This window comes from Ferrovibrio terrae, from assembly GCF_943371255.1.
In the GTDB taxonomy this organism is placed as follows: domain Bacteria; phylum Pseudomonadota; class Alphaproteobacteria; order Ferrovibrionales; family Ferrovibrionaceae; genus Ferrovibrio; species Ferrovibrio terrae_B.
The window spans coordinates 20,240-43,044 of the sequence record NZ_CALRUC010000007.1; the positions used below are offsets into that span (position 1 = coordinate 20,240).

The 22,805-nt window shown below is 61.2% G+C and carries 34 protein-coding genes; 33 read left to right on the forward strand and 1 reads right to left on the reverse strand.

All coding sequences use genetic code 11. The features are described 5' to 3' along the window. Positions 1-12 precede the first annotated feature (12 nt). The 6 genes from AAG799_RS02905 to AAG799_RS02930 all read left to right on the forward strand — a co-directional run bounded on the left by AAG799_RS02905 (position 13) and on the right by AAG799_RS02930 (position 6,099). Entirely contained in the window at positions 13-471 is a 459-nt protein-coding gene (locus AAG799_RS02905; protein WP_341894291.1) for an ExbD/TolR family protein, read from the forward strand. Positions 472-477: 6 nt separating this feature from the next. Further along, a complete protein-coding gene (locus AAG799_RS02910; RefSeq protein WP_341894292.1) occupies positions 478-1,185 on the forward strand; it encodes an energy transducer TonB in 708 nt (235 codons plus the stop codon). Positions 1,186-1,274: 89 nt separating this feature from the next. Beyond that, a complete protein-coding gene (locus tag AAG799_RS02915; protein ID WP_341894359.1) occupies positions 1,275-2,495 on the forward strand; it encodes an imelysin family protein in 1,221 nt (406 codons plus the stop codon). After that, positions 2,467-3,900 carry a di-heme oxidoredictase family protein gene (locus tag AAG799_RS02920; protein ID WP_341894293.1) on the forward strand — a complete coding sequence of 478 codons (1,434 nt, stop codon included), beginning with the start codon at positions 2,467-2,469 and terminating at the stop codon, positions 3,898-3,900. The genes AAG799_RS02915 and AAG799_RS02920 overlap by 29 nt, the downstream gene beginning before the upstream one ends. Positions 3,901-3,920: 20 nt before the next feature. Beyond that, positions 3,921-5,000: an imelysin family protein gene (locus AAG799_RS02925; RefSeq protein ID WP_341894294.1), complete on the forward strand. Its 1,080-nt coding sequence runs from the start codon at positions 3,921-3,923 to the stop codon at positions 4,998-5,000. Position 5,001: 1 nt separating this feature from the next. Then, the gene (locus tag AAG799_RS02930; RefSeq protein WP_341894295.1) at positions 5,002-6,099 is read left to right on the forward strand and encodes a DUF1513 domain-containing protein; all 1,098 of its coding nucleotides are present in this window, start codon (positions 5,002-5,004) and stop codon (positions 6,097-6,099) included. A gap of 37 nt (positions 6,100-6,136) precedes the next feature. Here AAG799_RS02930 and AAG799_RS02935 read toward each other — a convergent pair whose 3' ends face one another. After that, on the reverse strand, positions 6,137-6,556 hold the full coding sequence (locus AAG799_RS02935) for a hypothetical protein (protein WP_341894296.1): 420 nt from the start codon (positions 6,554-6,556) through the stop codon (positions 6,137-6,139). Between the two features lie 315 nt (positions 6,557-6,871). On the opposite strand from AAG799_RS02935, the gene AAG799_RS02940 reads away from it, so the two are divergent. The 27 genes from AAG799_RS02940 (at position 6,872) to AAG799_RS03070 (ending at position 22,802) form a co-directional block, all read left to right on the forward strand. Beyond that, positions 6,872-7,084 (forward strand): hypothetical protein, encoded by a 213-nt coding sequence (locus AAG799_RS02940; RefSeq protein ID WP_341894297.1) that lies wholly within the window; start codon positions 6,872-6,874, stop codon positions 7,082-7,084. Between the two features lie 190 nt (positions 7,085-7,274). Further along, entirely contained in the window at positions 7,275-7,691 is a 417-nt protein-coding gene (locus AAG799_RS02945; RefSeq protein ID WP_341894298.1) for a DUF736 family protein, read from the forward strand. Between the two features lie 2 nt (positions 7,692-7,693). Beyond that, positions 7,694-7,927: a hypothetical protein gene (locus AAG799_RS02950; protein ID WP_341894299.1), complete on the forward strand. Its 234-nt coding sequence runs from the start codon at positions 7,694-7,696 to the stop codon at positions 7,925-7,927. Next, entirely contained in the window at positions 7,908-8,243 is a 336-nt protein-coding gene (locus AAG799_RS02955; RefSeq protein WP_341894300.1) for a hypothetical protein, read from the forward strand. The genes AAG799_RS02950 and AAG799_RS02955 overlap by 20 nt, the downstream gene beginning before the upstream one ends. A 69-nt stretch (positions 8,244-8,312) precedes the next feature. Further along, positions 8,313-9,491: a protein rep gene (locus AAG799_RS02960; RefSeq protein ID WP_341894301.1), complete on the forward strand. Its 1,179-nt coding sequence runs from the start codon at positions 8,313-8,315 to the stop codon at positions 9,489-9,491. After that, positions 9,488-9,934, forward strand: coding sequence for a hypothetical protein (locus tag AAG799_RS02965; RefSeq protein WP_341894302.1), 447 nt, complete (start codon positions 9,488-9,490; stop codon positions 9,932-9,934). The genes AAG799_RS02960 and AAG799_RS02965 overlap by 4 nt, the downstream gene beginning before the upstream one ends. 116 nt (positions 9,935-10,050) lie before the next feature. Continuing rightward, positions 10,051-10,311 (forward strand): hypothetical protein, encoded by a 261-nt coding sequence (locus AAG799_RS02970; protein WP_341894303.1) that lies wholly within the window; start codon positions 10,051-10,053, stop codon positions 10,309-10,311. After that, entirely contained in the window at positions 10,292-10,882 is a 591-nt protein-coding gene (locus AAG799_RS02975) for a hypothetical protein (protein WP_341894304.1), read from the forward strand. The genes AAG799_RS02970 and AAG799_RS02975 overlap by 20 nt, the downstream gene beginning before the upstream one ends. Positions 10,883-11,143: 261 nt before the next feature. Continuing rightward, the gene (locus tag AAG799_RS02980; protein ID WP_341894305.1) at positions 11,144-12,136 is read left to right on the forward strand and encodes a hypothetical protein; all 993 of its coding nucleotides are present in this window, start codon (positions 11,144-11,146) and stop codon (positions 12,134-12,136) included. A gap of 10 nt (positions 12,137-12,146) precedes the next feature. Then, the gene (locus AAG799_RS02985; RefSeq protein ID WP_341894306.1) at positions 12,147-12,395 is read left to right on the forward strand and encodes a hypothetical protein; all 249 of its coding nucleotides are present in this window, start codon (positions 12,147-12,149) and stop codon (positions 12,393-12,395) included. Between the two features lie 2 nt (positions 12,396-12,397). Further along, entirely contained in the window at positions 12,398-12,877 is a 480-nt protein-coding gene (locus AAG799_RS02990; RefSeq protein ID WP_341894307.1) for a hypothetical protein, read from the forward strand. 3 nt (positions 12,878-12,880) lie between these two features. Further along, positions 12,881-13,177, forward strand: a complete 297-nt coding sequence (locus AAG799_RS02995; RefSeq protein WP_341894308.1) for a hypothetical protein — start codon at positions 12,881-12,883, stop codon at positions 13,175-13,177. Further along, positions 13,174-13,497: a hypothetical protein gene (locus tag AAG799_RS03000; protein ID WP_341894309.1), complete on the forward strand. Its 324-nt coding sequence runs from the start codon at positions 13,174-13,176 to the stop codon at positions 13,495-13,497. The genes AAG799_RS02995 and AAG799_RS03000 overlap by 4 nt, the downstream gene beginning before the upstream one ends. Positions 13,498-13,579: 82 nt before the next feature. Continuing rightward, positions 13,580-14,098 (forward strand): hypothetical protein, encoded by a 519-nt coding sequence (locus tag AAG799_RS03005; protein ID WP_341894310.1) that lies wholly within the window; start codon positions 13,580-13,582, stop codon positions 14,096-14,098. Further along, a complete protein-coding gene (locus AAG799_RS03010; RefSeq protein ID WP_341894311.1) occupies positions 14,098-14,487 on the forward strand; it encodes a hypothetical protein in 390 nt (129 codons plus the stop codon). Before AAG799_RS03005 ends, AAG799_RS03010 begins: the two co-directional genes overlap by 1 nt. A 6-nt stretch (positions 14,488-14,493) precedes the next feature. Then, a complete protein-coding gene (locus tag AAG799_RS03015; protein WP_341894312.1) occupies positions 14,494-14,631 on the forward strand; it encodes a hypothetical protein in 138 nt (45 codons plus the stop codon). Continuing rightward, a complete protein-coding gene (locus AAG799_RS03020) occupies positions 14,628-15,170 on the forward strand; it encodes a transglycosylase SLT domain-containing protein (protein ID WP_341894313.1) in 543 nt (180 codons plus the stop codon). The genes AAG799_RS03015 and AAG799_RS03020 overlap by 4 nt, the downstream gene beginning before the upstream one ends. Next, entirely contained in the window at positions 15,170-15,313 is a 144-nt protein-coding gene (locus tag AAG799_RS03025; protein WP_341894314.1) for a hypothetical protein, read from the forward strand. Before AAG799_RS03020 ends, AAG799_RS03025 begins: the two co-directional genes overlap by 1 nt. Further along, positions 15,313-15,537, forward strand: coding sequence for a hypothetical protein (locus tag AAG799_RS03030; RefSeq protein WP_341894315.1), 225 nt, complete (start codon positions 15,313-15,315; stop codon positions 15,535-15,537). Before AAG799_RS03025 ends, AAG799_RS03030 begins: the two co-directional genes overlap by 1 nt. Further along, the gene (locus AAG799_RS03035) at positions 15,537-15,959 is read left to right on the forward strand and encodes a hypothetical protein (protein WP_341894316.1); all 423 of its coding nucleotides are present in this window, start codon (positions 15,537-15,539) and stop codon (positions 15,957-15,959) included. The genes AAG799_RS03030 and AAG799_RS03035 overlap by 1 nt, the downstream gene beginning before the upstream one ends. A 482-nt stretch (positions 15,960-16,441) precedes the next feature. Continuing rightward, positions 16,442-17,098 carry a DUF6134 family protein gene (locus AAG799_RS03040; protein ID WP_341894317.1) on the forward strand — a complete coding sequence of 219 codons (657 nt, stop codon included), beginning with the start codon at positions 16,442-16,444 and terminating at the stop codon, positions 17,096-17,098. Between the two features lie 27 nt (positions 17,099-17,125). Then, positions 17,126-17,806 carry a response regulator gene (locus tag AAG799_RS03045; protein ID WP_341894318.1) on the forward strand — a complete coding sequence of 227 codons (681 nt, stop codon included), beginning with the start codon at positions 17,126-17,128 and terminating at the stop codon, positions 17,804-17,806. 77 nt (positions 17,807-17,883) lie between these two features. Continuing rightward, positions 17,884-19,191, forward strand: coding sequence for an ATP-binding protein (locus AAG799_RS03050; RefSeq protein ID WP_341894319.1), 1,308 nt, complete (start codon positions 17,884-17,886; stop codon positions 19,189-19,191). Between the two features lie 79 nt (positions 19,192-19,270). Continuing rightward, positions 19,271-19,870: a thermostable hemolysin gene (locus tag AAG799_RS03055; RefSeq protein WP_341894320.1), complete on the forward strand. Its 600-nt coding sequence runs from the start codon at positions 19,271-19,273 to the stop codon at positions 19,868-19,870. After that, positions 19,867-21,357, forward strand: a complete 1,491-nt coding sequence (locus AAG799_RS03060) for an AMP-binding protein (protein WP_341894321.1) — start codon at positions 19,867-19,869, stop codon at positions 21,355-21,357. The genes AAG799_RS03055 and AAG799_RS03060 overlap by 4 nt, the downstream gene beginning before the upstream one ends. Beyond that, positions 21,344-22,021 carry an iron-containing redox enzyme family protein gene (locus AAG799_RS03065; protein ID WP_341894322.1) on the forward strand — a complete coding sequence of 226 codons (678 nt, stop codon included), beginning with the start codon at positions 21,344-21,346 and terminating at the stop codon, positions 22,019-22,021. Before AAG799_RS03060 ends, AAG799_RS03065 begins: the two co-directional genes overlap by 14 nt. Further along, on the forward strand, positions 21,978-22,802 hold the full coding sequence (locus AAG799_RS03070) for an SDR family NAD(P)-dependent oxidoreductase (protein ID WP_341894323.1): 825 nt from the start codon (positions 21,978-21,980) through the stop codon (positions 22,800-22,802). The genes AAG799_RS03065 and AAG799_RS03070 overlap by 44 nt, the downstream gene beginning before the upstream one ends. Positions 22,803-22,805: the final 3 nt, after the last annotated feature.

The window sequence follows — 22,805 nt, forward strand, 5'->3', positions numbered from 1 at the left end:
GGACTGGGCGTCATGGCAATCTCTCCGATCGGCACCGGCGGCAACGATTACAGCAACGACGGCTTCGATGGCTACAAGCCGATGTCGGACATCAACGTCACGCCGTTTGTCGATGTCATGCTGGTGCTGCTGATCATCTTCATGGTCGCTGCGCCGCTGATGATGGTCGGTGTTCCGCTGCAACTGCCCAAGACCACCGCCGCCAAGGTGACGCCACCGAAAGAGCCGCTGGTGGTGAGCATCGACAAGGATGGCAAGCTGTTCATCCGCAAAGATCCGGTGGAAGAGGCGGACCTGATCCGTCGCCTGAAGGATCTGCGCAGCAGCGAGTCCGACACGGTGATCTATGTCCGCGGCGACAAGACGCTGGAATACGGCAAGATCATGGATCTGATGAGCCTGGTCGGCCAGGCCGGTTACGGCAAGATTTCGCTGGTCGCAGAAGGCGCGACGGCGAAAGCCGCGCAGTAACGGCGCATGCGCGCGAAAGTCTCGTCCTGGGTGATTTCGGTCGGCGTGCATATCGCCGCCATCGCCGTGCTGTTCTTCGGCCTGCCGTATTTCCACAAGCCGATTCTGGCCGAGGAAAAATTCCAGGGTATCGAGGTGCTGCTGCTGGCCAGTGCGCCGCCACAGCCCGTCGTGGCGCATGTGCCGCCACCGCCGCCAGAGCCGGAACCGATCGTTTCGAAATCGCCCGATCCCGATCTCGATGAGATCGCGCCGCCGCCGAAACCGAAACCCGCGGTGCAGCGGCCCAAGCCGCAGCCTCCCAAGCAGGAGGTCAAGCCGGTGGAAGCACCGCCGCAGCTGGCTGTCCAGGCACCGCCACAGCAGGTTGCGGTCGCGCCGCCGGCGCCGGTTCCATCCGCGCCGCGCGTCGTCGCCAATCCGGATGCGGAAGCGAATTACTACGCCACGCTGCTGGCCTGGCTGGAGAAGAACAAGGAATACCCGCGTCGCGCGCAATTGCGCCGCATGGAAGGTGTGGCGCATCTGCGCTTCACCATCGACGAGAGTGGTCGGGTGATGCAACACCGGATCGAGCGCAGCTCCGGCCACGAAACACTGGATGACGCCGTTGAGCGGATGATTGCCAAGGCTTCGCCGATGCCGCCGATTCCACCGAATCTGGGCAAGTCCAGTCTGGATATCGTGGTGCCGGTGCAGTTCTTCCTGAAATAAGCCAAGAAACGTTCGGGGATTTTTTTATGAGCAGACTGATGACCGCCAGACTTGTTGCCGGGACCATGATGCTCGGCTTGCTGTTTGTCATGCCGGCACAGGCTATCGAACAGGCCAAGGTGAAGGCGGCGGCCCTGAAGACCTATGGCGATATCGCCCAGGCGGTCTACGAGGACTCCACCAGCACGGCGCGCGTCCTGCAGAAAGCCGTGCAGGCTTTGATCGCCAAGCCGTCAGAGGTCACGCTGAAGGCGGCCCGAGAGGCCTGGGTTGCCGCTCGCGTGCCCTACCAGCAGTCGGAAGTCTTCCGCTTCGGCAACCCTGTGGTCGATGAATGGGAAGGCCGCGTGAATGCCTGGCCGCTCGATGAAGGCCTCATCGATTATGTCGATAGCGGCAAGTATGGCGAGGAGTCGGATGAAAACCCGCTCTACACCGCCAATGTCATTGCCAACAAGAAGCTGAAGTTCGGCGGCAAGTCACTGGATGCCAGCAGGATCGACTGGAAACTGCTGCGCAAGCTGCATGAAGTCGGCGGCGTCGAGGCCAATGTCGCCAGCGGCTATCACGCCATCGAATTCCTGCTCTGGGGCCAGGATCTGAACGGCACCGGCCCGGGCGCCGGCAACCGGCCCTGGACCGATTACGCCAAGCAGGGCTGCACCAATGGCAACTGTGACCGTCGCGCGCAGTATCTCAGTGTTGCCACCCAGCTGCTGGTGGAAGATTTGGCCTTCATGGCCAAGCAGTGGGCCGCCGAGGGCGCGGCACGGAAAGCCCTGAAGGGTGGCGATACCGCGATCAGCGCGATGCTGACCGGAATCGGCAGCCTGTCCTATGGCGAACTGGCCGGCGAACGCATGAAGCTCGGCCTTCTGTTGCATGACCCGGAAGAGGAGCATGACTGCTTCTCCGACAACACGCATAATTCGCATTACTACAACGTCATTGGTATGCTGAATGTGTACGGTGGCGAATATACCCGCGTGAATGGCAGCGTGGTAAAGGGCCCAGCGCTGACTCAGCTGGTGCGCGCGACCGCCCCGGAGCTCGATGCTGAAATGCGGACCAAGTTGAAGGCAACGCTGGATGCGGTTACGGCAATCAAGCAGCGCGCCGAAAGCAAGGAAGCCTATGACCAGATGATCGGCGACGGCAATGCCGAGGGTAACGCATTGGTGCAGGCCGCCATCGACCGCCTGACCGATCAGACCAAAACCCTGGAACGCGTGGTCGCGGCGCTGAAGCTGAAGGCGACATTCGAAGGGTCGGACAGCCTCGATGCGCCAGACAAGGTCGGCAAGAAATAAGGCGCGCCTGGCGCTTACCGCTCTCGCCGTCTGCCTGACGGCGGGTGTGGTCTGCGCTGCCGAGGATGCGCCGGGTGGAAACGCCACCGGCCGGCGGCTCGACGCCACGGCCTTTTCCCAGCCATCAGGGAATATGGCCTTCGAGCGCCAGCTTGACTTCAAGGTCGGCGATGGCATTTTCCGCAAGCTCTGGGTTCCATCGCCCAGCTCGACCAAATCCTCCGATGGCCTAGGCCCGCTCTACAGCGCACGCAGCTGCCAGTCCTGCCATATCCGCGACGGCCGTGGTCAGCCACCAGCGCCCCATGATGTGGCGGTCTCCATGGTGCTGCGGCTGAGCATTCCGCCGCAAAGCGACGCCGACCGGACTGCGCTGAAAAGCTTCATGCGCAATGTCACGCCAGAACCGGTCTATGGCACCCAGCTGCAGTCCTTCTCGGTGCCTGGCCTGCTGGCGGAAGGCCGCATGACGGTGCGTTACAGCGAGCAGAGCGTGACACTGGCCGATGGCGAGACGGTCCGGTTGCGCAAACCGCACTTTGGTACCAAAGACCTGAACTACGGACCGCTGCACCCGCAAGCCATGCTGTCGGCCCGCATCGCGCCGCCGATGATCGGACTGGGTCTGCTGGAAATGATCCCCGAGGCTGCGATCCTCAGGCATGCAGATCCGGAAGACGGCAACAGCGACGGTATTGCCGGCCGGCCAAATCAGGTCTGGAGTCATGCCGAGAGCCGGGTGATGCTGGGCCGCTTTGGCTGGAAGGCCGGCATGCCGACGATTGCCGATCAGGTCGCCGATGCCTTTGCCACCGATCTTGGCTTGTCGACCCATCTGATCCAGGCATCGCATGGCGATTGCACGGCAGCGCAGACGGCCTGCCGCGCCATGCCGACAGGAGACGATCCGCAGGAGAAGGTGGAGGTGCCGCGCAAGATGCTCGATCTTGTCACTTTCTATGCGCGGCATCTGGCGGTGCCGCCGCGTCGTCAGGCGCATGATCCGGCGGTCACGCGCGGCAAGGCCCTGTTCGCCGCAGCCGGCTGCAGTGGCTGTCATGTGCCGAGCTTTGTCACCGGCAGCGATCCGGCGCGGCCGGAACTGTCGGCCCAGACCATCTATCCCTATTCCGACCTGCTGCTGCATGACATGGGCGAGGGGCTGGCCGATGAGCGTCCGGAGGGACAGGCCGATGGTCGGCAATGGCGCACGCCGCCGCTCTGGGGGCTGGGCCTGACCAGGATGGTGAGCGGTCACGAAGCCATGCTGCATGACGGCCGCGCACGCGGTGCGCTGGAAGCGATCCTGTGGCACGGCGGCGAGGCGGAAGCGGCGCGGGCACGGATGCAGCGCATGACGCGCGCTGAACGCGCCGACCTGCTGGCCTTCATCAATTCGCTTTAAGTCTGTCTGGAGTTTTCATCATGCGGTTTATTGCCTGTCTTTTTGCTGCCGTGCTTGTCATTGCCGCCACACCGGGTCATGCGGTGGATGCGCGCACCTATGCCGCCATGAACCGCGCTGCCGTCGAGGGCCATATCCTGCCGCGCTACGATGCCTTGGTCGCGGCGACCGACAGCCTGGAGGCTGCAGCCAAGAGTTATTGTGCCGCGCCCGCCAGCAGGCCGATTGCTGATTTACAGGCGGCCTTTGGCGCCACCATGGATGCCTGGGAAGACATCCAGCATGTACGTTTTGGCCCGGTGGACTGGTTCTTCCGCAGCCAGCGCTTCGCCTTCTGGCCCGACCCGCGCAATACGATTGGCAAGCAGATGGCTGAGTTGCTGTCGAAACATGCTGCCGGTTCGATCGATGTCGATCTGCTGGCCAAAGGCAGTGTTGCCACCCAGGGATTGCCGGCCATGGAGCGGCTGATCTTTGGTGAAGACGCCGCCAAACTGAAGAGCGGTGCCGATGCCGCCTATCGCTGCCATTATGTCGAGGCGATTGCCGTCAATCTTGCGCGCATCGCACGGGACACCCGCGCGGCCTGGCGCGAGGGCGGCGACAAGGCTTTTGCAGCCGTGATGCTCGATACCACGAAGCCGGATGCGCCATATCGTGAGGAACAGGAAGCCACGCTGGAACTGTTCAAAGCGCTGTATCTGGCTGTTGAACTGGCGGCCGATCACAAGCTGGCACGGCCACTGGGCGCATCGGCCAGCGATGCGCGACCACGGCTGGCACAGGCCTGGCGCAGCGAGCGGTCGCTGCGTAACATCCAGCGCAACCTGCTGGCTGCCCGTGACCTGTACCAGACCGGCTTCGCACCGGCGGTGGCCGACAAGGCGCTGGATGCTGCCATTCGCGACGCCTTTGGCCGGGTGCTGAGCGCTGCAGCGGCATTGAAACAGCCGCTGGAAACTGCCGTGCAGGACAAGGCGGCACGGCCGCTGGCCGAAAAGCTGGCGGCCGAGGCCCTGGCCCTGAAAAAGCTGCTGAGCGACAGACTGCCGCCGGCGCTGGATATTCCGGTCGGCTTCAATGCGCTGGATGGTGACTGAGATGCTGACCCGTCGTTCAGCCCTGTCATGGCTTGGTGTCACGGCCCTGCTGCCACTGACGGTACATGCCGCGGCCGGCGAGCGGCTGTATCTGAATGCCTATGGCGAGAAGGGCGGTTTCGGTCTGGCCGCCTTCGATGGCGATGGCAGGATCAGGTACCAGTTGCCGCTGCCGCAGCGCGGCCACAGCTTCGCCCGGCGTGCCGACGGCCGCATGGCGGTGGCATTCTCGCGCCGGCCGGGCAGTTTCGCGCTGGTCTTCGATCCGGTCGCCGGCACTGCCATCCGCACCATTGCCGCCGCCGAAGATCGTGATTTCTGCGGCCATGGTGCCTTCACCGCAGATGGCCGGCTGCTGTTCGCCACCGAGGTGGTGGGCTCCACCGGTGATGGCGTGCTCGGCATCTACGATGCAGCGGCGGACTGGGCGCGGATCGGCGAGGTCGCCACCCACGGCCTCGATCCGCATGAGATGCGCCTGATGCCCGATGGCCGCACCCTGGTGGTGGCCAATGGCGGCATCCTGATGCGGGCTGACATGCCGCGGCTGAAGCTGAACATCGCCGATATGGACCCGTCGCTGGTCTATCTGGATGCCCGGGACGGCCGGCTGCTCGGCCAGGTCAGGCCGGCGACGGAGCTGCGCCAGCTCAGCATGCGCCATATCGCCATCGACCGGCTCGGCCGGGTTGCGGTTGCCATGCAGTATGAAGGCCCTGAGGGTGATCCGGTGCCGCTGGTGGCGCTGCATGACGCGCCGGCGGGAGCAGCCGGGCTGGAATACCTGCCAATGCCCGAGGCCGAGCGTGCCGGCATGCGGCAGTATTGCGGCTCGGCGGCCATGGATGACAGTGGGCGCTATCTGGCGGTCAGCAGCCCGCGGGGCAACCGGGTGCTGGTCTGGGATCTTGACCGACGGAGCATGGTGCAGACCGGCGAGGCCCGGGATGTCTGCGGGATTGCGGCGCAGGTGCGGTCAGGTTTTCTGGCATCGAACGGGCTTGGCCGGATGTTCAGCCTGACGACGGAAACGGGGATTGGTGAGCTGGCCGCGCACAGCAGGCTGCAATGGGACAATCACATGGTAATCGCAAGCTGAACCGCTGTAAGCCTGATTTGCCCGGAAAACCCATATTCTATATTTTCCATAATATACAGTGTGCCTGCGCAGCATGGCCGGATGTTGGCGCGGCGTTCGCGCTCGTCGCGCCGCCTATCGGAGCGCCCACGGCGCTGATGCCGATGGCAATCAAAATGGCGGCGGCGGTCTGACGGAAGCGCGCCAGCAACTCATCCCACGCGCTCTTTGAGAAGGCATCTTTTGCGCGCCAGCTATTCAGCATCAGTAGCGCCATTGGTCCATCTTCGCGCGCCAGATCAGCAATTTTGAGCATCAGCGGATCGCCCGGCCAAAGCAGGCCGGATCGCATCTGACTTAGCGATGTCCGTGTGATCCCCAGTTTGGCCGCAAGGGTTGCGTCGTTCCTGAGGTCGGCCCTCAGTTTCGCCAAATCGAGATAGTCGGGGAGGGTGGTCGGGTGCATCGGCATCGCCATGGTGGGCTCTCCGCCAAGTTATTAGCTAATTAACTCGCTTGTCCATACGCCACATTTTGTGTTAGTGAAGCAACTCGCGTACCAAATCGGCCGCTTTTCATGGTGGGCAGCGGCTGATGACGGGGAGGGGTCCCCGGCCGCTAGTAGCCTTTCCGGGCCTAGGCGGTGATCCGGGGACCCTCTCAGGCAGGCCACAACCGGGAGGGGTTCCCATGGCGAAGCGTAAGAAGGCGGCGAAGCGCCGCGCACCGAAACGCAAGGCGGCGAAAAGCCGCAAGCGTAAGAAGATTTTCGGCCTGATCTGAGCGCCCGGCCATGACCGACCGCACCACGATCACCGTACAGCGCACCACTGACGACGATGTCGAAATCGTCATCAACGGGGTGCCCACGCAACTCCCGATCCGCACCGACAAGAACGGCACCTATGCCGACGCCATCGGTGTGATCGCCCCGGCCATCATGGCCGCGCTGCCGGGTGTGCAGCTCAAGGGCTGGGCGCCGCCCAAGCCGCTCAAGAAATCCTAACAGCCTTTGCCCGCGCGGAGCTTGGACCGCGCCGCGCGGGATTTCGGGGGCAGGGGCCGGCGAGAGTTCTCCTCCGCGCCGGCCTCTACTCGGGCCAAAAACTTCGCGCCCTGTCCCCGAAACTGAAAGCGGTCCCCTGCGCGGAGCGCGCGTAGGTCCATAGCGGTCAACTGAAACCAGAGAGGTCCATATGTCCAATGTTGTCGGTTCGCTTACCCTTCGCGAGTTCAAGCAGAACGGCGAAGCCTTCGGTGGGTTCGGTCATCTTTCGATGCTGGCTCACCAGTTTAAATTCGGCCTGCAGGCCTTCGTCTCGCAGAACCCGAACGCGCCGCGCTTTGTCGCGATGGCTAAGACGCCTGATGAACGCCTGATTGAAATCGGCAAGGTCTGGGTGAAGCTGATCAAGCAGGGCGAATTCGAGGGCAAAGAAATGTTCTCGCTCACCTTTGATGACGCCAGCTTCGCTCGGCCGCTCAACGTCGCGGCCTTCCCCACTGCGGAGCCTGGCATCTACGAAATCGTCTGGCAGCGGCCCAAGCAGGTTGCAAAGCCGTTGGCGCAGGCTACAGCCGGTGCCGACACGGACAGCGGTCCGCTGTTCTGATCATGGCACCTGATCTGACACCGGATCAGGCGGCGGCGCGGGCAAGTGAGCCCGCGCCGTTGCATGTCAAGCTGGATTTGTCCAGCTTCACGCGCGCCGAACTGGGGCAGATGTATCTGCAGGCTGATCGCCTGTCGCTGCTCGGCCTGACCAAGCTGCACGAACGCTTCATGTCGGTGGTGAAGTCCGCCGTCAGCGATGCAATCGAAGTTATCGATGCTCCGGCCCGTCGCTGAAATTTCCTCTGCAGAGCAGGCCCGGCTAGTCACGCCGGGCCTGCCTCTTATCGAGCAAGCCGCTATCGCCTGCGATGATGCCGAGTTCTACGAAATCATGCGCGAGGCGTACCCCAATTCACCGTGGATGTGGAACGAACTGCCCGGCGCGCCCGTCGCGGAACACCCGGCATTCATCGCCCGCCGCGAGAAGAATTTTCAGCGCTATTTTTCCCTGCCAGATTTCGAGCCGTCGAAGGCGTCTGTTCGTGGGCGCCTTTTTCATGAGGCATCGGAGACATGGGATTTCGACAACCCCGGTGCATCGCATGACTGACGTGTACTTTCTTATCGGCGTGGCGCTCGGTGGCGGCTTGGTGCTTGTCGGCTATTGGCTGGGCTCACGGTGAGCGCCTTGATAAATACGCAAGCAGAGTTTCGGGGGCGAGCGCAGCCGCTACCGAAACTCCCGGCTCAGGAATGGCGCTATCGTCTCCGCCGCGTTGCCGGCAAGCTGCTCGGATCGACGGAGCGGGTTTTCTCCTGCGGCTATAAACACCACAAGTCCATCATCGATATTCGGCGTACGTCGCACGGCTCGCTGCATTACGCCGGGCTGGAAACCTGCGGCTCGGTCTGGACCTGCCCAGTGTGTGCCGCGCGGGTCGCAGAGGCCCGCCGTGATGAGGTCGAAAAGATCATGGACGCGCACACGTCGATGGGTGGCGCGGTCTACATGGCAACATTCACCATCCGCCATCATGCCTTCCAGCGTTGTGGCGATCTGCGTGCCTCGCTGGTCGAAGCGTGGCGCCGCGTGCAGCAGGGTAGTGTCTGGCAGGGCCTCAAAGAGCGTTACGGCATTATCGGCACCATTCGCGCGCTAGAGGTCACTCATGGTCAAAACGGCTGGCATCCTCATTTGCATCTGCTTATTTGCACGAAGCGCATTCTTTCCGATGTACAGCAATCCGCCCTGGCTGATGGCTTATGGAACCGGTGGTCATCGTCCTTGCATCGCGGCGGTCTAGGTTCGGCAACGCGCGATGCTTTTCAGTTTGACCGCTGCGGTACTGCGGCCGATGCCGGCGCCTATGTTGCAAAGTGGGGCGCGGCATCCGAACTGGTCAAAGGCCATGCCAAGCTGGCGCGCGGCGGCGGTATGTCGCCGTGGCAGTTGCTTCGCGAAGCCGGCGCCGGCAGCAAAGAGGCTGCGAATTTGTTTCGCGAGTACGCAAAGGCATTCAAGGGCGCGCGCCAACTTACATGGTCGGTCGGCTTCCGCGCCGCATATGGTTTCGGCCCCGAAGTTGACGACGATCATTTGCTCGAAGACACAGCCTTTACGACTGAGACTATCTGCCATCTGCCCTCGGGTATTTTCCGCCAAGTGGTGGTGAAGGAAATCGAGGTGGCAGTTTTGAATGCGGCCGATGCCGGCATTGTGGATGCTGATGGCGTTGTGGTGCATGACCCCGGATGGCCAGCAGTGCTGGCGCGCATACGTGATGCCGGCATTGCGTGGCCCGATGGGGAAGGCTGGTTTAATCGTCCAATCGCGGTCCCTGAAAGCGAGGCAGCATGAGTACCGTGATCGGTAAGGGGCCGTGCCCCAATTGTGGTGTGGAAGGCCAGTACAAGGTCAACCAGAAAAGCCACCTCTACGTTTATTGCCGGCATCCGATGGATGGCGGTTGCGGCAGCGGCACCACTTCGCGCAGCGAGAAGGGCGACGAACTGTTGGCCCGGAAAATCACCAAGTGGTCATCGAAGGAGGCAAAGGCAAAATGGCTGGGCAGCGATCAACCGGACGAGGCGCCGGAGGAGGAGGAAATCGAGGAGGCCGAGGAGGAGGGCGATCTGGTCGAGGAGCCGGTGCCAGTGCAGCCGCAGGAACCGGCCCCGCGGCCGACCGTGAAATCGAAACCGCCCTCGCAATCGAAGCCGGTGCCGCAGCCGCCGCGCAAGCCGGCCAGTCGGCCAAAGACCCTGCCGCCGCGTCGGGGCAGCGTTCTGGACGTGCTGTGAGCTCGGTAGCTGACCTTCTGGGCGAAGCGGACGCGCTGGATGGGGCTGCGGCCCCGCAGGCGGTTCCTGAGCCCACGCCAGCCGCTGGAGGCCCTGAGACGGACTCTGCGGCGGAATTGAAGCCCATTCTGGTACCGCTGGTCGGTATCGTGGCGAATGAGCTTTGCGATCGGCGGCGGGTCACCCGGCTGGAGGCGGACGAAACCGACCTGCTGGCCGAGGCTATGCTTAACCTGGCTGATGCCTATGACCTGAAGGTGAAAGACCCCAAGGTGGCGGCATGGCTCGGGTTGGGCGGGGCGGCGGCACTGATCTACAAAAACCGGCGCCAGTTGCCGGCACCGGAAGCGAAACCGGATGCTGCTGTCGCGGCCTAGTATCGAGCTTTATTTCGGGCGGGGCGGGACAGGCAAAACCTGTCTCGCCCTTTCTCGTATCGGGCCGGCGCGCTCGATCCTGTTTGACATCAACGAGCAGGAAATCTTGGCGCGCCATGCTGTGGTCTGCACCACGGCGCGTGAACTTGTGCTTGCCCTGCAGGGCAATGCGCGGCGGATATGCTGGCGCGGTTTCGGCACGCTGGGGCCCGCTGCATTCGAGTTCGGCAATAAGGCAGCATGGGCCGCTGGGGACCTCGTTGTGTATTGGGATGAGGTCGATTTCATGATGGAGCCGTCGCATTGCCCGCCATGGGCCTATCGCCTGATCAATGCCGGGCGCCACCACGGCGTCACTATCAAGGCGACGGCGCGCCGCCCGGCAAGCGTTTCGCGGCATCTGACGGCCGGCGCAACCGCCGTCTATAGCTATGCCGTCACCGGAAGCCGGGACGTGGTCTATCTGGCTGATTTTTTCGGTCGGGATGCTGCGGCCGCATTGCCAAATTTAGGGCGAGGGCAGGCCCTGATTTGGACCGAACACGGCACCACACAGAAAAAAATCTATTAGGCCGAAAATTCCTGCCTAACACGTTACGTACACGTAACGTGATTTTCCCCCTTACAAGATGGGTCTAAGCCCGCTCCCTGCATGGCGCAATTGTGCGCCGCTAACTGGGGCTCTAAGGGGGCAACAAAATGGGCGACATTAAGAAGTATCTCGTGCTGGGCGCTGTGGTCATCGCCGCGCTGGTGGTTCACCAGAAGTACGTGCAGGGCAAAATCTAAAGCCCGCATCGGAAACCGCGAAACCACTTAGAAGGAGCCTGACATGGGCATTCCGATGAAGCAGCTTGCCCACCTGGGCGAGATTACCTATGCCAGCGGCGCGCGAGTGCCGTTCAATATCCCGCGTCTCGGCGTGCTGTTCATGCTGATGCTGCGGCTCAAGTTCACCATCACGAATGGCGGCACTGCCGCCGCGGCGCCTTTCCACCAGACGTTGGCGCGCATCATCAAGAAACTTGAACTGACGGTGAATGGTCGCGATACCATCGTGAACCTGTCGGGCTTCTCGCTGGCCAGTCTGGCGTTTCTCGACAACGGCATCATCGGCAAGGGCATGGGCTCGACTGTCGTGCTGACCGGCTCGGCCGCGACGCAATACACCGTGCATCTGCCGCTGTGGCTGGCTTGCCCGCGTGGCATCCGTCCGGACGATACCGGTCTGGATTTCCGCAAGGGTATTGAGGCCGTTCTGAATGTCGAATTCGCCAACAGCGATTGCTCGGACATCTACGGCACGCCCAACAGCGCCGCGATCAGCGGTGTGACATGCGAGATTTCGGCGCTGTCAGAGCTCGATCCGCCCGCGCTGGCCGATGGCAAGCCGCAGTCGTACGCGGTTCGCACACTCGATCAGATCGTGACGGAACTGACTGCCAGCAATTCGGCACTGCAAATCCCGCTCGATAAAGGTTCGGGCGTCTTCATCCGTTCGGTGATGATGGAAACGCTTGCTGCTGACGTGGCTGTGGATACCATTTTGGCCAACGGCATGGTTGAGCTCGGCGTTGGCAATGTGGTGATCGACAAGGTGAAGGCCGAGGCGATCAAGAACGTCAACTACATCGACGGTCGTGCCACTGAGCAGACTGGCGTCTATCAGCTGTTCAAGCCGATTTTCGGCTCCGGCCAGACCATGGTTCCGACCAAGGGCCTGACGTCTGATCTCGTGCTGAAGCTCGACGCGACTAAGGTGTCTGGCGTCAACAAGATCATCACTACCCGCGAAGGCTTCCGCGACCTGATCGCGTTCGGCTAAGGGGGCGCCAATGGATTTCGGGGATATCCTGAAGTCTGCGGCGAATGCGGCCGGCGATTACTTCGCCGGCCGCACTGCGTCGCAGCAGTCGGCCGCGTCACAGAATGCGGCGGCAAACCTCGCCCTGATCCAGCAGGGCAATGCGCAGCGCCAGATTGAGCTCGGCGCTCAGACGCAACAGGCCACCATGCGTTATGTCGCTATCGGCGGCGTGGCGCTGGTCGTGGTGCTGCTGCTTATGCGAAACAAGGCGCTGTAATCATGTGGATGACACTCATTCCGGCTGCGGCTTCTCTGGCATCTGCTGCTCTCAGTAAGGGCGGCGGAAATGATGGCGGCAATTTCGGTGGTGGCGGCGGCGGTGGGCTTGGGGGTCTCAGCAGTATGTTGCCGGGATTGGGCGGCGGTGGCTCGACGAAAGTCACCACTTCCGTTTCCCAAAACACTTCAATCACGAACAACCCGGTAATCGCCAATTATATTGGCGACAGCGGCGGGATTGAGGCAAACCCCTGGGGCAGTTCAAACGGTTCTGCGCCGGCCACGGCGACCGCGACAGATACGCGGCCTAACACTGGCTACCTGCCGAGTGCCTGGAATGGCGGTTATACCGCGCCTTATGGCGATCAGACGCTGATCCCGCGCACCGGCAATGCGCTGTCACCGGCCGGCGATGATGGCGGCATGCTGGCGGTTGCTGCTGCTGCTGGCCTCGGCTTGTTGTTGCTGTTTAACGATTAAGTCATGCATCTGCCGCCGAACGGATTGCAGTCTCTCGTATGCCAGCGCCCGCATTATGCAATTGCATATGAGCAGGCTGGTGACGTGACGTTCGTTCACTGCCGAGTTGATCGCTGGAGCGCTATGGTCAGTCGGGCGCTGCGACGCGATTTCTATTCGCTCATGACTATGCGAATGGGTCCGCTGTACGCCTACAAGGAAAACCCGGATGCAAAGTTTATTCGGTTCGCCAATCGGATGGGCTTTCGTGTTTATCAGGTGTTCGGCGCGTGGGTTGTTTTTCGGCGAGACGAAGCATGAGTAGCGTGTTCGGTGGCGGTGGTGGTGGCGGGCAGACAACGACGGTCAGCAATTCCACGACTGTTACCGTCAATCCCGAGATTACGAACACCATCATCAACGACGACAGCCGCCTGCAGGCGCTGGTTGATACGCTGGCGGCCGGCAATGCAGATCAGCGACAGGCGCTGACAATGCAGGCTGAAGCCGCTGTCGAGTTGGCCAGGGCTCAGGCGGCTGTTGCAGAAAAAAACGCAGGGACAATTTCTGACACGATTAAGTCAGCAGTTTTAACCGCCGTGATCGGCTTCGCCGTCACGCAAATGTTGCGGAGGGGCTAAGGTGGCTCGGAAAAATTATCGTGTGATCCCCGTCCCGCTCGATGTAGCGGGGAGTCGGTATTTCCCTGATCAGGGTGAGTACTTGCTGTTTGCATTCTCGCAGCGCCGTTCTGACCTGAGCCGGGTCGCGGATAGCGTCCTCAATATTCGTATCGGCACCGAGGGCGTTGATTTCGCGCCGATTGAACAGAACAGTTCTATTGCCGGCGCCTTCGATGGCTTCGAGCTGAGTTGGGCGGCGCAGTCTGGAGTCACGGCTTACATCTTCGTCAGTCAGGGGCCGGACGCGCTGCGCTTCCTGTCGCCGCCTGCAAAGCAGTTGGTGACGTCATCGGTCGGCACAACGCTCGCTACGAATGCGGTCTCGGCCGCGACTGCGGCGACATTGTTGTCGGCCGCGAATGCGCTGCGCCAGTCTGTCACGCTGCAGAACCGCGACACCACAAAGGATGTGGCAATCGGCGGTTCCGGCGTCACCATGGCATCGGGTTTTATTCTGGAACCCGGCGCCATCAAGACAATCGACAAAACCACGGCCGCGATTTATGGCCGCGTTGCGGCGGGCACCGCTGATGTGCGCGTGCTGGAGGAGCTGAGCTAATGTCAAGTTCTGCATTGAAGGCGCCGACGACTGTTGCGGCAAATATTTTGGCCGACTATGCCGCGCGAAAAATTGGCGCCAGCAGCGCCGGCACCGTAGCTCTCGGCGCTACCGCCGTGCAACTGATCAACCCGGCGTCGAATGTCAATGGCGCCATTGTCCGCACGGCCGCGCTCTATACCGTCTCGAATTGGGACAGCGCGCTTTATAGCGGCACGTCAGCGCCTTCCAGCGCCAGCGATATGACCAAGCCGCTGTTGCTTTTCATCCTGCATGCACAGGGCACGATTATGCTGCCGGCACAAATTTATCTTCCGCCTGGCTACGGCCTTTGGGCCATCGCTGGCGGTGGCACTAATCGGGCTTATTGCTCTTACGATCTTCTGTGAGGAACCATGGCTGACGAACCGCAGCAGGAAAGTCCGGATGATGTGGTCGGCGGCGGTGTTGAATGCCGGCCGAACGGTGACGTATTTGATCGCGTTTTTCTGCGCGACGGCCGCGTCATCGAAACCAAGCGGGGGCAGGAATGAAGATGTTCTTGGGCGCTGCATTGCTAGGCGTGGCTGCGTGGCTTGGCTTTGCGCGACGGGCGGAGGCGGCAGTTGATGGGGTGACGCTGCCGCCTTCCGACCCGACCGAGGCGAGCCCGGCGCTGGTTGCGTCCGGGCCGTCAGCCTATGCAGCGATTGCGCGGCAGGCGCTGGGTGAAATGGGTAATCCATTCGATCTGCCGTTGATCATGGGGCTGATGCAAACGGAAAGCTCTTTCAATCCGCGCGCTGTGTCGTCGGCTGGTGCCATGGGTCTCATGCAGGTGATGCCTTTCGTCGCTGTTGATCGCGGCTATGACCCGAACGCGATGTTTGACCCGGAGCAAAATATTCGCTGCGGCATCGCACATCTTGTGTGGACGCGGAATTATCTGATGCCGCTGGGCAAGGGCGATCTGAGTTCGGTCCTGTCCGCCTATAACGGTGGCGTCGGCAACGTGTCGCGCGGCTGGTTTAATGCCGGCTACGTCAGCAAGGTCATCGCCTATCGCGACAATTGGGCGGGTAGGGTGGCGTGATGCTGCAGGATGCTTTTCTGGTGGCGCAGACTATCGGTGGCGCGGCCAGCGTGCCGCTGCTGGTAATCCTGTGGCGGCTCGACCGTCGCATTTCCAAACTGGAAACTATCGTTGAACTGATCCTGCTGAAAGAGAGGGTGTGATGGACTGGCTTAAAAAGCGTATTGGCGAGCGCACGACTTGGGTCGGCCTCGCTTCGATCATTGCTGGCGTCGGCCAGATTGCCAAGGTGAGCGAAGCGCCGGCCGTTGCCGATGCCGTCGCCAATGTTGGTGTGGCTGTGTCTACCGGCACCGTGGACCCCATGTCGCTGCTGATCACGGGCCTCGGCACGTATCTGATCGGCATGCGTGACCGGGCGAAGTAATGCCGAGCGCGGTAGACATCGGCATCGGTGCGCCGCGCTATAACAGCGAGGCGGAGGTTCTGACGGCTAAGCCGTGGCTGCAGAACGTCCGCAGCGATGACGGCAGGCGGTGGATCGCCTATGACCCGGAGACGGGTCAGACGGTGATTGCCGGCCTGTTGGGTGATCTGGTGCTGGCACAGCGGGCGGCGGCGGGCGCCAGTGGCGGCCTGGCTGGTTTCGGCCTGACCAAGCAGGGCGAGTATTACGACGCCAGCGGCAACTTGATTTCGGCCTCTGTGTTCGGCGGCGGACTGCTGCCGTTGCCGGGGCTGGGTGCGCTGGGCTCGGGCAAGTACAAGTGGCTCATTTGGGCGCTGGTGGCCGCTGGCGTCGTGCTGATCGTATCCAAGGGCTCGCGCGGTGGTCTGCGTCGGGCCTGACGCATTTTTGCGGTGACGCGGCGGACCTGACGGTCCGACAGATTGCAGCGGCCGGCTATGTCTGCATCGGTCAGGCCGGCGCGATAGAGCCGGCAGATTTCCCGGTCACGCTCAATTTCATTTTGCTTCCGGGTTTGCACGGCCGCTTTGCGTGCCGTGCTGAGCGCAGCATCCCGGTCTAGTTGCTCCGCGCGCGACATGAAGTAGTTGGCGATGCCGTTATAGGCATCTGCCAGTTGTCGAAGCTCGGACGCGCCAAGCCTGTGGATGATCCATTCTGGTATCACGCTACCGAGCATTGAATATGCCGGTAAACTAAGTGTTTCTGCGCCTCGATATCCGCCATTTAATGCGACGGCGTATTTTCCATAATATACATTATCCGATATATTGATTAATCTCTCAGCGCCCTTCACCCAGTGTCAGTTGGCCGTAAGGTGCATCCTCCATCCTCGACAATATCACCACCATCCGAGGATCACATGACGACGACGCTTCCGTTTTCCCCCCGATATGTCCTGATTGCCGTTCTGACACTGTTTGTTGGTAGCCAGGCTTTCGCGGCGCCGCCGAATGGCGGCCAGCTCAGTTTTACCATCACCCGCGACGGCAGCGAGGTTGGCAGCCATGAGATGCTTTTCAGGCGAACTGCAGACGACCTGCAAATCGACATCGCCACCAAGGTCTTGGTCAAGGTCGCCTTCATCCCCGTCTATCGGTTTGAACATGAAGGCCACGAAGTCTGGCATGGCGACAGGCTCACCCGCCTGTGGTCCAAAACCAATGATGACGGCACCTCACATGCCCTGAACGTAACCGCAGCCGGTGCGGATCTGGCCGTGCTGGCCGATGGCAAGCCTGTCGTTGACCGCCCGCTGCGCATTCCAGCCAGCCTGTGGCATGAAGGGATCCTGCGCCAGAGCGCAATCCTGAATACCCTGGACGGCAGCAGCATGGCGATTGCGGTTTCCGATCTGGGCAGTGAAAGCGTTACGGCGGCCGGGCGCCCGGTCCCTGCCCGACACTACGCCATTACAGGCGATCTGCAGCGTGAACTCTGGTATGATGAACACAATGTTCTGGTCAAAGTCCGTTTCAAGGCCAAGGATGGCTCTGACATCGAATATATTCGCCGCTAGTCGTGCCGCAGACGCAGGAATGCCCGCATGCGCCTGCTGTTAATCGAGGATGAGGAGCGACTGCGTGAACTGGTGCAACAAAGTCTGGTCCGCGCAGGCTTCACTGTAGATGCTGCCGGTACAGCGGAAGATGCCCAGGCCGCCATCAGCACGGCGCAGTATGATGTCATCGTTCTTGATCTTGGCCTCCCTGATACGGATGGCATCACCGTGCTGCAAGAGCTGCGGCAGCGCCGGGATGCCACGCCGGTGCTCATTCTCACCGCACGTGATGGCATCGACGATCGTGTCGCCGGGCTGAATTCCGGTGCAGATGATTATCTGCTCAAGCCGTTTGCCATGCCGGAACTGGTCGCGCGTCTTAAGGCCCTGTTGCGCCGCCCAGCCGGCGTTCTCGGCACGGTTCTGGAAGCGGGCAATATCAGTTTCAACACGACTGACCGCTCCCTCACGGTGGGCGGCAAGCCAGTCATGCTGACACCACGTGAACTTGCCTTGCTGGAAAACCTCCTGCGTCGCGCCGGCCGCGTTGTTCCAAAGACAATTCTGGAAGAGCGGATATACGGATTTGATGATGAGGTGACGCCGAATTCCCTCGAGGTTCTGCTGCATCGTCTGCGGCGCAAACTTGCCGGGTGTCAGTTCTCCGGTGAAATCCATACAATCCGTGGTGTCGGCTATCTGCTGGCCGAAGGGGCAGCGCCCTGACACTCAACGGCGAGCGCAAGCGCTGGACCCTGCAGGGGCGCCTGGCCCTACGGCTGGGCTTTGTTCTGCTGGCATCCATGCTGCTGCTGGCAAGCGTCATGGCCCACTATACTTGGCTGGCGATCGACAATCTGGATGATGTCAGCCTGCAGATCCAGGCCGAGCAGATCGCGGAGAATCTCCAGCTGACAGACGGCGCGCCAACACTTCGGCTGCCTGAAAATCTTCAGCGCGCTTACGATCAATCCAGTGGGAGCTATCTCTACGCCCTGATCGACAGCAAGAGGAATATACTGATCGCATCTGAAGATAAGGCACGGGACGTATTCTCCGCCCTGTCTGCAGAACAGCTTCAGCGTCCAGAATCGTACTTCCGCCTCATCAATGGCGATGGCTCCGGCGCTCCTTATTATGTATTGCAGAAAACCCTCGTGGGACGCCCGGACCTGCACGTGGTTGTGGCGCAAGGCCATCTTCACAGCGACGTTTATATCGATACTCTGCTGACCGAGTTCGCCAGCCATATCGGATGGACACTGCCGATTATCCTGATCGGCACCCTGCTCTTCTCAGTGTGGACAATCCGCACAAGCCTGCGGCCGATCAAGGACCTGTCCGATCGCGCACGGATGATCCGTCCGGAAACCCGGGGTCTGCGCCTGCCGACATCGGAAGTTTCAGACGAAATGCTGCCGCTCATTCAGGCGATCAACACGGCCTTGGACCGGTTCGAGAAAGGCTTCGAAGTACAGCGGCGTTTCACCGCCAATGCGGCTCATGAGCTGCGCACGCCGCTTGCCCTGCTCACGGCCCGGTTGGATCAGCTTGAAGAAAGCGCCACGGCCCAGCAACTCGCTAGCGATATTGAACGCATGAGCCGGCTGGTTGCCCAGTTGCTGCTGGTATCCAGACTTGAAAATACCACTCCAAACCTTGAGCCTGGCGTAGATCTGAACGTGGTGGGAGAAACGGTGGTCGCACTGATGGCCCCGCTCGCCATTGCGCAGAACAAGGCAATTGCCCTACGCCGTGCATCCGCTCCCGTCACGGTGCTGGCGATGCATCATCAACTAGAAGATGCGGTGCGGAACCTGATCGAAAATGCGATCAGCCACACGCCACCCGGTACTGAAGTGGACGTGTGGATTGGCGAAGACGGCAGCCTGGCAGTCCGCGATCACGGCCCCGGTGTTCCCGCTGACCTCCGCGAACGGATTTTTGAACGCTTCTGGCGCGGGCGTGAACGTAGTGGCGGAGCTGGCCTTGGTCTGGCAATCGTTGCTGAAACCATGCGCGCGCATGGCGGCCGCGTCAGTGTGGAAGATGCCCACGATGGTGGGGCGGTATTCACGCTTCATCTTCAATTGGATAAATCGGCCCTGTAATTCTTTATAAATTTCCGCGTAAGGCCGCTGTAAGCAGGCCCTCCTATAAGCGACGCATCAGGCCATTACAGGAGCTGGAATGCGTCTTCAGATCATACCGCCACAAGGCCGATTGCGGGCCGCGGTCGAAACCATGGTGCGCGACGTCTATCGCAGTGAATATGGTGCTGATTCCCCCCATTTTCCCGACCTGATGGTTGCCGTCATCGACGCTGCCGGGCGTCCGCAATGCACCGCAGGTTTCCGCGATCACACCTGTCAGTTCTTCTCGGAACAGTATCTGAACCTGCCCGCGCAAGCCGCGATCGCAGCACATACTGGCGTACCGGTTCCGCGCGATCAGGTGGTTGAACTCGGTCCCCTGGCGGCCGTCCGGCCGGGCGCCCTGCTGACACTGCTGATCGGATTCGCCCATATCGGCCTGGGCTCCGGGTGTCACTGGGGAATATTCACAGCCACCAACCGGCTGCGCCGCCTCGCCCGGCGGCTGGACATTCCGCTCATCGATCTGGGCCCGGCCCTGCCAAGCAACGTTATCAACGCAGCGGCCTGGGGCAGCTATTATGACCATGACCCACGCGTCTGCGCGGTGGATGGTCAAGCCGCGCGTCAGCGTCTGCTTGTCTCACGGCTGCCATCCAGCACCGAGCCACAATACAGAGAAGCACTCGCGTCATGAGCGATGTTCTGCTTGCCCTGTATCGTCAGGCGTCACAACAACACCATCAGACAGCCTTCACGGACCCTGCTGGTAGTATCGACTTCGGTCATCTGGCGCGCCGTGTGGCCGGGCTGGCTGCGACGATGTCTGCACTTCCCGATACGATCGGCCTGTTGGCACCCAGCAGCATTGAGTGGCTGGTTGCCGACCTCGCCGGGTGGATGGCGGGAAAGACGATTGTGCCGCTGCCACATTTTTTCTCCGATCAGCAGCTAGAGCATATTGTTCGTGATGCATCCGTTGATTTGATTCTTTCAGACCTCGCTTCACATGACCGCCTTGGCGCCGTCGGCATTCGCCGCCAGCCTATCGGCCGAGAGGAAATGGCGGCCGAAGCCACTGCCATGTCGGGTCGTCGCATCGTTTACACCTCAGGTTCTACCGGCACACCGAAGGGCGTCATCCTTGGTGCGGGACAGATTTGCAATACAAGCGCCGCGCTGATGCAGGTGACCAAGGCCCATCATCACGACCGCCATCTCTCTGTCTTGCCGTTTTCGCTGCTCCTTGAATCTATTTGCGGAATATACCTGCCAATCCTGGCAGGTGGTTCCTGCATCATCGAGCCGCAGATCGTGGCTGCATCCGGTCCAGAGATTGCCGTGCAATTGGGCGAAGCCGTGGAACGCCACTGCCCCACCACACTGGTGCTGGTGCCTCAATTGCTGCAGGCCTGGACCATGGTTGCCGCGGTGGGACGCGTTTCAATCCCTGACAGTCTTCGCTTTGTCGCGACCGGAGGGGCTGCCATACCGGACGCGCTGGCTGAGCGTGCCTGGGAACTCGGTATACCGGTGCACGAAGGTTACGGGCTGACCGAATGCGGATCTGTGGTCGCCGTCAATGCACCAGGTATGCGTCGCTCGGCTACAGTTGGCCGTCCGCTGCCTGGAAGCAAGGTCAGCATCATGGCCGATGGCGAAATTGTAGTTGCCAGCACGTCGGTTGCGGATGGCTACCTCAATCGCACGGATGGACCGAGCGACGGTGTGTGGCACACGGGCGATATCGGCGCGCTGGACAGTGACGGCTACCTGCAGATCGCAGGCCGCAAGGACAACCTGATTGTCACTACCAACGGGCGCAACATTTCCCCGGAGTGGATCGAGACCATGCTGATTGCCGATCCGCGCATCGCACGCGCCGTCGTATTACCTGCTGCCGATGGGTTTCTTGCCGCTCTGCTTGAACCTTCCGCACTTGGGCTGGCGTGGTCCAAATCTGCAACAGCCGCGACACTGCACAAGCTGGTAACTCATTTGCTCGCTACTGCACCGGGCTATGCCATCCCACGACACCTGCGCCTTCTCTCCGCCACAGAGTTGGCTGAGACAAGACTCCTGACGCCGAACGGCAAGCCGCGGCGCGGCGATATAGCAAAGCGCTATGCTGATAAATTTGACATTCTTGACGATGAAACGGAGACCCGACATGCAGTTCTATGATCGCCTTATGCTGGAAACGCGCCCGGAACGTGACGGCTTTATTGCCACCCCGGTTATTCAGCGCGCATTGAGCGAAGGTGTCTCGGCGCCGATGTATACGGCGTTTCTGGGTGAAGCCTATCATCATGTGCGCCACACCTGCCGTCTGCTTGCCACGGCGGCAGGGCGATGTGGTGATCACGATACGGCATACCTTTCTGCCCTGCTGGAATATATTGGTGAGGAGAGAGGCCATGAAGAGTGGATTCTGAACGACATCGAAGCGCTCGGCGGTGATGCCAAAGCTGTCCGTCACGGCCAGGGCGACCTGCCCTGCCGGATGATGGTTGCCTATGTCTACTATGCCATCGAGCATATCAGTCCTTACGCCATGCTCGGCATGGTGCATGTCCTTGAAGGCATGTCGGCAGCACTTGCTGCAGCGGCCGCAGGAAAATTGCAGGCCTCGCTGGGACTGCCCGATGGGCAGGGCTTTTCCTATCTGCGGTCCCATGGCGCCCTGGACCAGGAGCACGTAGCTTTCTTCCGTGACCTGGTAAATGGCATTTCCGACCCGGCAGCAGAGCAGGCAATCATCGAAACGGCAAAAATTGTCTATCGCCTCTATGGTGATATTTTCCGTGGCATCGATCGTCGCTTTGTCGAGGTCGCCCATGCTGCTTGAAGGGCGCAGCGTTGCCATCACCGGCGCGGGCAGCGGCATTGGCAGGGCATTGGCGATCGAGTTTGCCCAACGCGGTGCCATTCCAATCCTGATCGGGCGTAACGCCGATAAACTGGCAGAGACCGTCAGCCTGCTGCCGGCCGCAGTGCCGACAAAAACCTGCATTGCGGATATCACATCCGCGCAGGGCCGCGAGGCGATTGTTCAACTCTGCATAGCCCGCGGTCAGCTCGATATCCTGATCAATAATGCGGGACTGGTTCCCAGCGGGCTGCTCTGTGATCTGACCGATACGGAACTGCAGAATGCGGTGATGACAAACATTGTTGCGCCGATTGCCTTGACCCGCGACCTGCAGCGGGTTCTGCGCCGCTCAGACCGACCGCGTGTCGTCAATATAGGCTCGATATTCGGCGATATAGGCCATCCATACTTTGCCGCTTATTGTGCGACGAAGTTTGCGCTGCGCGGATTCTCTGACGCCATTCGGCGCGAACTGGCGGCTGATGGAATCGGCGTCACATATGCAGCTCCACGCGCAACCCGCACCGCCGCTGCCGACGGCTTTCAGAGCCTGATATCACCCTATGGCATGTCGCTGGATCAGCCTCAGACGGTGGCGCGCCAGATCGTCCTGGCAGTTGAGAGGGAATCCGCCACGGTCTATGCCGCTGGGGCAGAGCGTATCTTCGTGGCAATCCAACGTTTGCTGCCCCGGCTGGTCGACCTCGCTCTGATCAGCAAGACCCGGAAGTTGCGGAGCGGGCCGGTTTCACGATGACAT

Excerpts from the sequence above, each read along its gene's own strand:
- AAG799_RS02925 (WP_341894294.1), top strand. The coding sequence starts at position 3,921 with ATGCGGTTTATTGCCTGTCTTTTTGCTGCCGTGCTTGTCATTGCCGCC.
- AAG799_RS02930 (WP_341894295.1), top strand. The coding sequence starts at position 5,002 with ATGCTGACCCGTCGTTCAGCCCTGTCATGGCTTGGTGTCACGGCCCTG.
- AAG799_RS03045 (WP_341894318.1), top strand. The coding sequence starts at position 17,126 with ATGCGCCTGCTGTTAATCGAGGATGAGGAGCGACTGCGTGAACTGGTG.
- AAG799_RS02965 (WP_341894302.1), top strand. The coding sequence starts at position 9,488 with ATGAGTACCGTGATCGGTAAGGGGCCGTGCCCCAATTGTGGTGTGGAA.
- AAG799_RS02955 (WP_341894300.1), top strand. The coding sequence starts at position 7,908 with ATGCTCCGGCCCGTCGCTGAAATTTCCTCTGCAGAGCAGGCCCGGCTA.
- AAG799_RS02990 (WP_341894307.1), top strand. The coding sequence starts at position 12,398 with ATGTGGATGACACTCATTCCGGCTGCGGCTTCTCTGGCATCTGCTGCT.
- AAG799_RS03025 (WP_341894314.1), top strand. The coding sequence starts at position 15,170 with ATGCTGCAGGATGCTTTTCTGGTGGCGCAGACTATCGGTGGCGCGGCC.
- AAG799_RS03030 (WP_341894315.1), top strand. The coding sequence starts at position 15,313 with ATGGACTGGCTTAAAAAGCGTATTGGCGAGCGCACGACTTGGGTCGGC.
- AAG799_RS03020 (WP_341894313.1), top strand. The coding sequence starts at position 14,628 with ATGAAGATGTTCTTGGGCGCTGCATTGCTAGGCGTGGCTGCGTGGCTT.
- AAG799_RS02905 (WP_341894291.1), top strand. The coding sequence starts at position 13 with ATGGCAATCTCTCCGATCGGCACCGGCGGCAACGATTACAGCAACGAC.
- AAG799_RS02940 (WP_341894297.1), top strand. The coding sequence starts at position 6,872 with ATGACCGACCGCACCACGATCACCGTACAGCGCACCACTGACGACGAT.
- AAG799_RS03035 (WP_341894316.1), top strand. The coding sequence starts at position 15,537 with ATGCCGAGCGCGGTAGACATCGGCATCGGTGCGCCGCGCTATAACAGC.
- AAG799_RS03010 (WP_341894311.1), top strand. The coding sequence starts at position 14,098 with ATGTCAAGTTCTGCATTGAAGGCGCCGACGACTGTTGCGGCAAATATT.
- AAG799_RS03055 (WP_341894320.1), top strand. The coding sequence starts at position 19,271 with ATGCGTCTTCAGATCATACCGCCACAAGGCCGATTGCGGGCCGCGGTC.
- AAG799_RS02910 (WP_341894292.1), top strand. The coding sequence starts at position 478 with ATGCGCGCGAAAGTCTCGTCCTGGGTGATTTCGGTCGGCGTGCATATC.
- AAG799_RS02950 (WP_341894299.1), top strand. The coding sequence starts at position 7,694 with ATGGCACCTGATCTGACACCGGATCAGGCGGCGGCGCGGGCAAGTGAG.
- AAG799_RS02915 (WP_341894359.1), top strand. The coding sequence starts at position 1,275 with ATGCCGGCACAGGCTATCGAACAGGCCAAGGTGAAGGCGGCGGCCCTG.
- AAG799_RS03060 (WP_341894321.1), top strand. The coding sequence starts at position 19,867 with ATGAGCGATGTTCTGCTTGCCCTGTATCGTCAGGCGTCACAACAACAC.
- AAG799_RS02995 (WP_341894308.1), top strand. The coding sequence starts at position 12,881 with ATGCATCTGCCGCCGAACGGATTGCAGTCTCTCGTATGCCAGCGCCCG.
- AAG799_RS02975 (WP_341894304.1), top strand. The coding sequence starts at position 10,292 with ATGCTGCTGTCGCGGCCTAGTATCGAGCTTTATTTCGGGCGGGGCGGG.
- AAG799_RS02985 (WP_341894306.1), top strand. The coding sequence starts at position 12,147 with ATGGATTTCGGGGATATCCTGAAGTCTGCGGCGAATGCGGCCGGCGAT.
- AAG799_RS03065 (WP_341894322.1), top strand. The coding sequence starts at position 21,344 with ATGCAGTTCTATGATCGCCTTATGCTGGAAACGCGCCCGGAACGTGAC.
- AAG799_RS03040 (WP_341894317.1), top strand. The coding sequence starts at position 16,442 with ATGACGACGACGCTTCCGTTTTCCCCCCGATATGTCCTGATTGCCGTT.
- AAG799_RS02980 (WP_341894305.1), top strand. The coding sequence starts at position 11,144 with ATGGGCATTCCGATGAAGCAGCTTGCCCACCTGGGCGAGATTACCTAT.
- AAG799_RS02945 (WP_341894298.1), top strand. The coding sequence starts at position 7,275 with ATGTCCAATGTTGTCGGTTCGCTTACCCTTCGCGAGTTCAAGCAGAAC.
- AAG799_RS03000 (WP_341894309.1), top strand. The coding sequence starts at position 13,174 with ATGAGTAGCGTGTTCGGTGGCGGTGGTGGTGGCGGGCAGACAACGACG.
- AAG799_RS03050 (WP_341894319.1), top strand. The coding sequence starts at position 17,884 with ATGCTGCTGCTGGCAAGCGTCATGGCCCACTATACTTGGCTGGCGATC.
- AAG799_RS03015 (WP_341894312.1), top strand. The coding sequence starts at position 14,494 with ATGGCTGACGAACCGCAGCAGGAAAGTCCGGATGATGTGGTCGGCGGC.
- AAG799_RS02920 (WP_341894293.1), top strand. The coding sequence starts at position 2,467 with ATGCGCCAGACAAGGTCGGCAAGAAATAAGGCGCGCCTGGCGCTTACC.
- AAG799_RS02935 (WP_341894296.1), bottom strand. The coding sequence starts at position 6,556 with ATGGCGATGCCGATGCACCCGACCACCCTCCCCGACTATCTCGATTTG.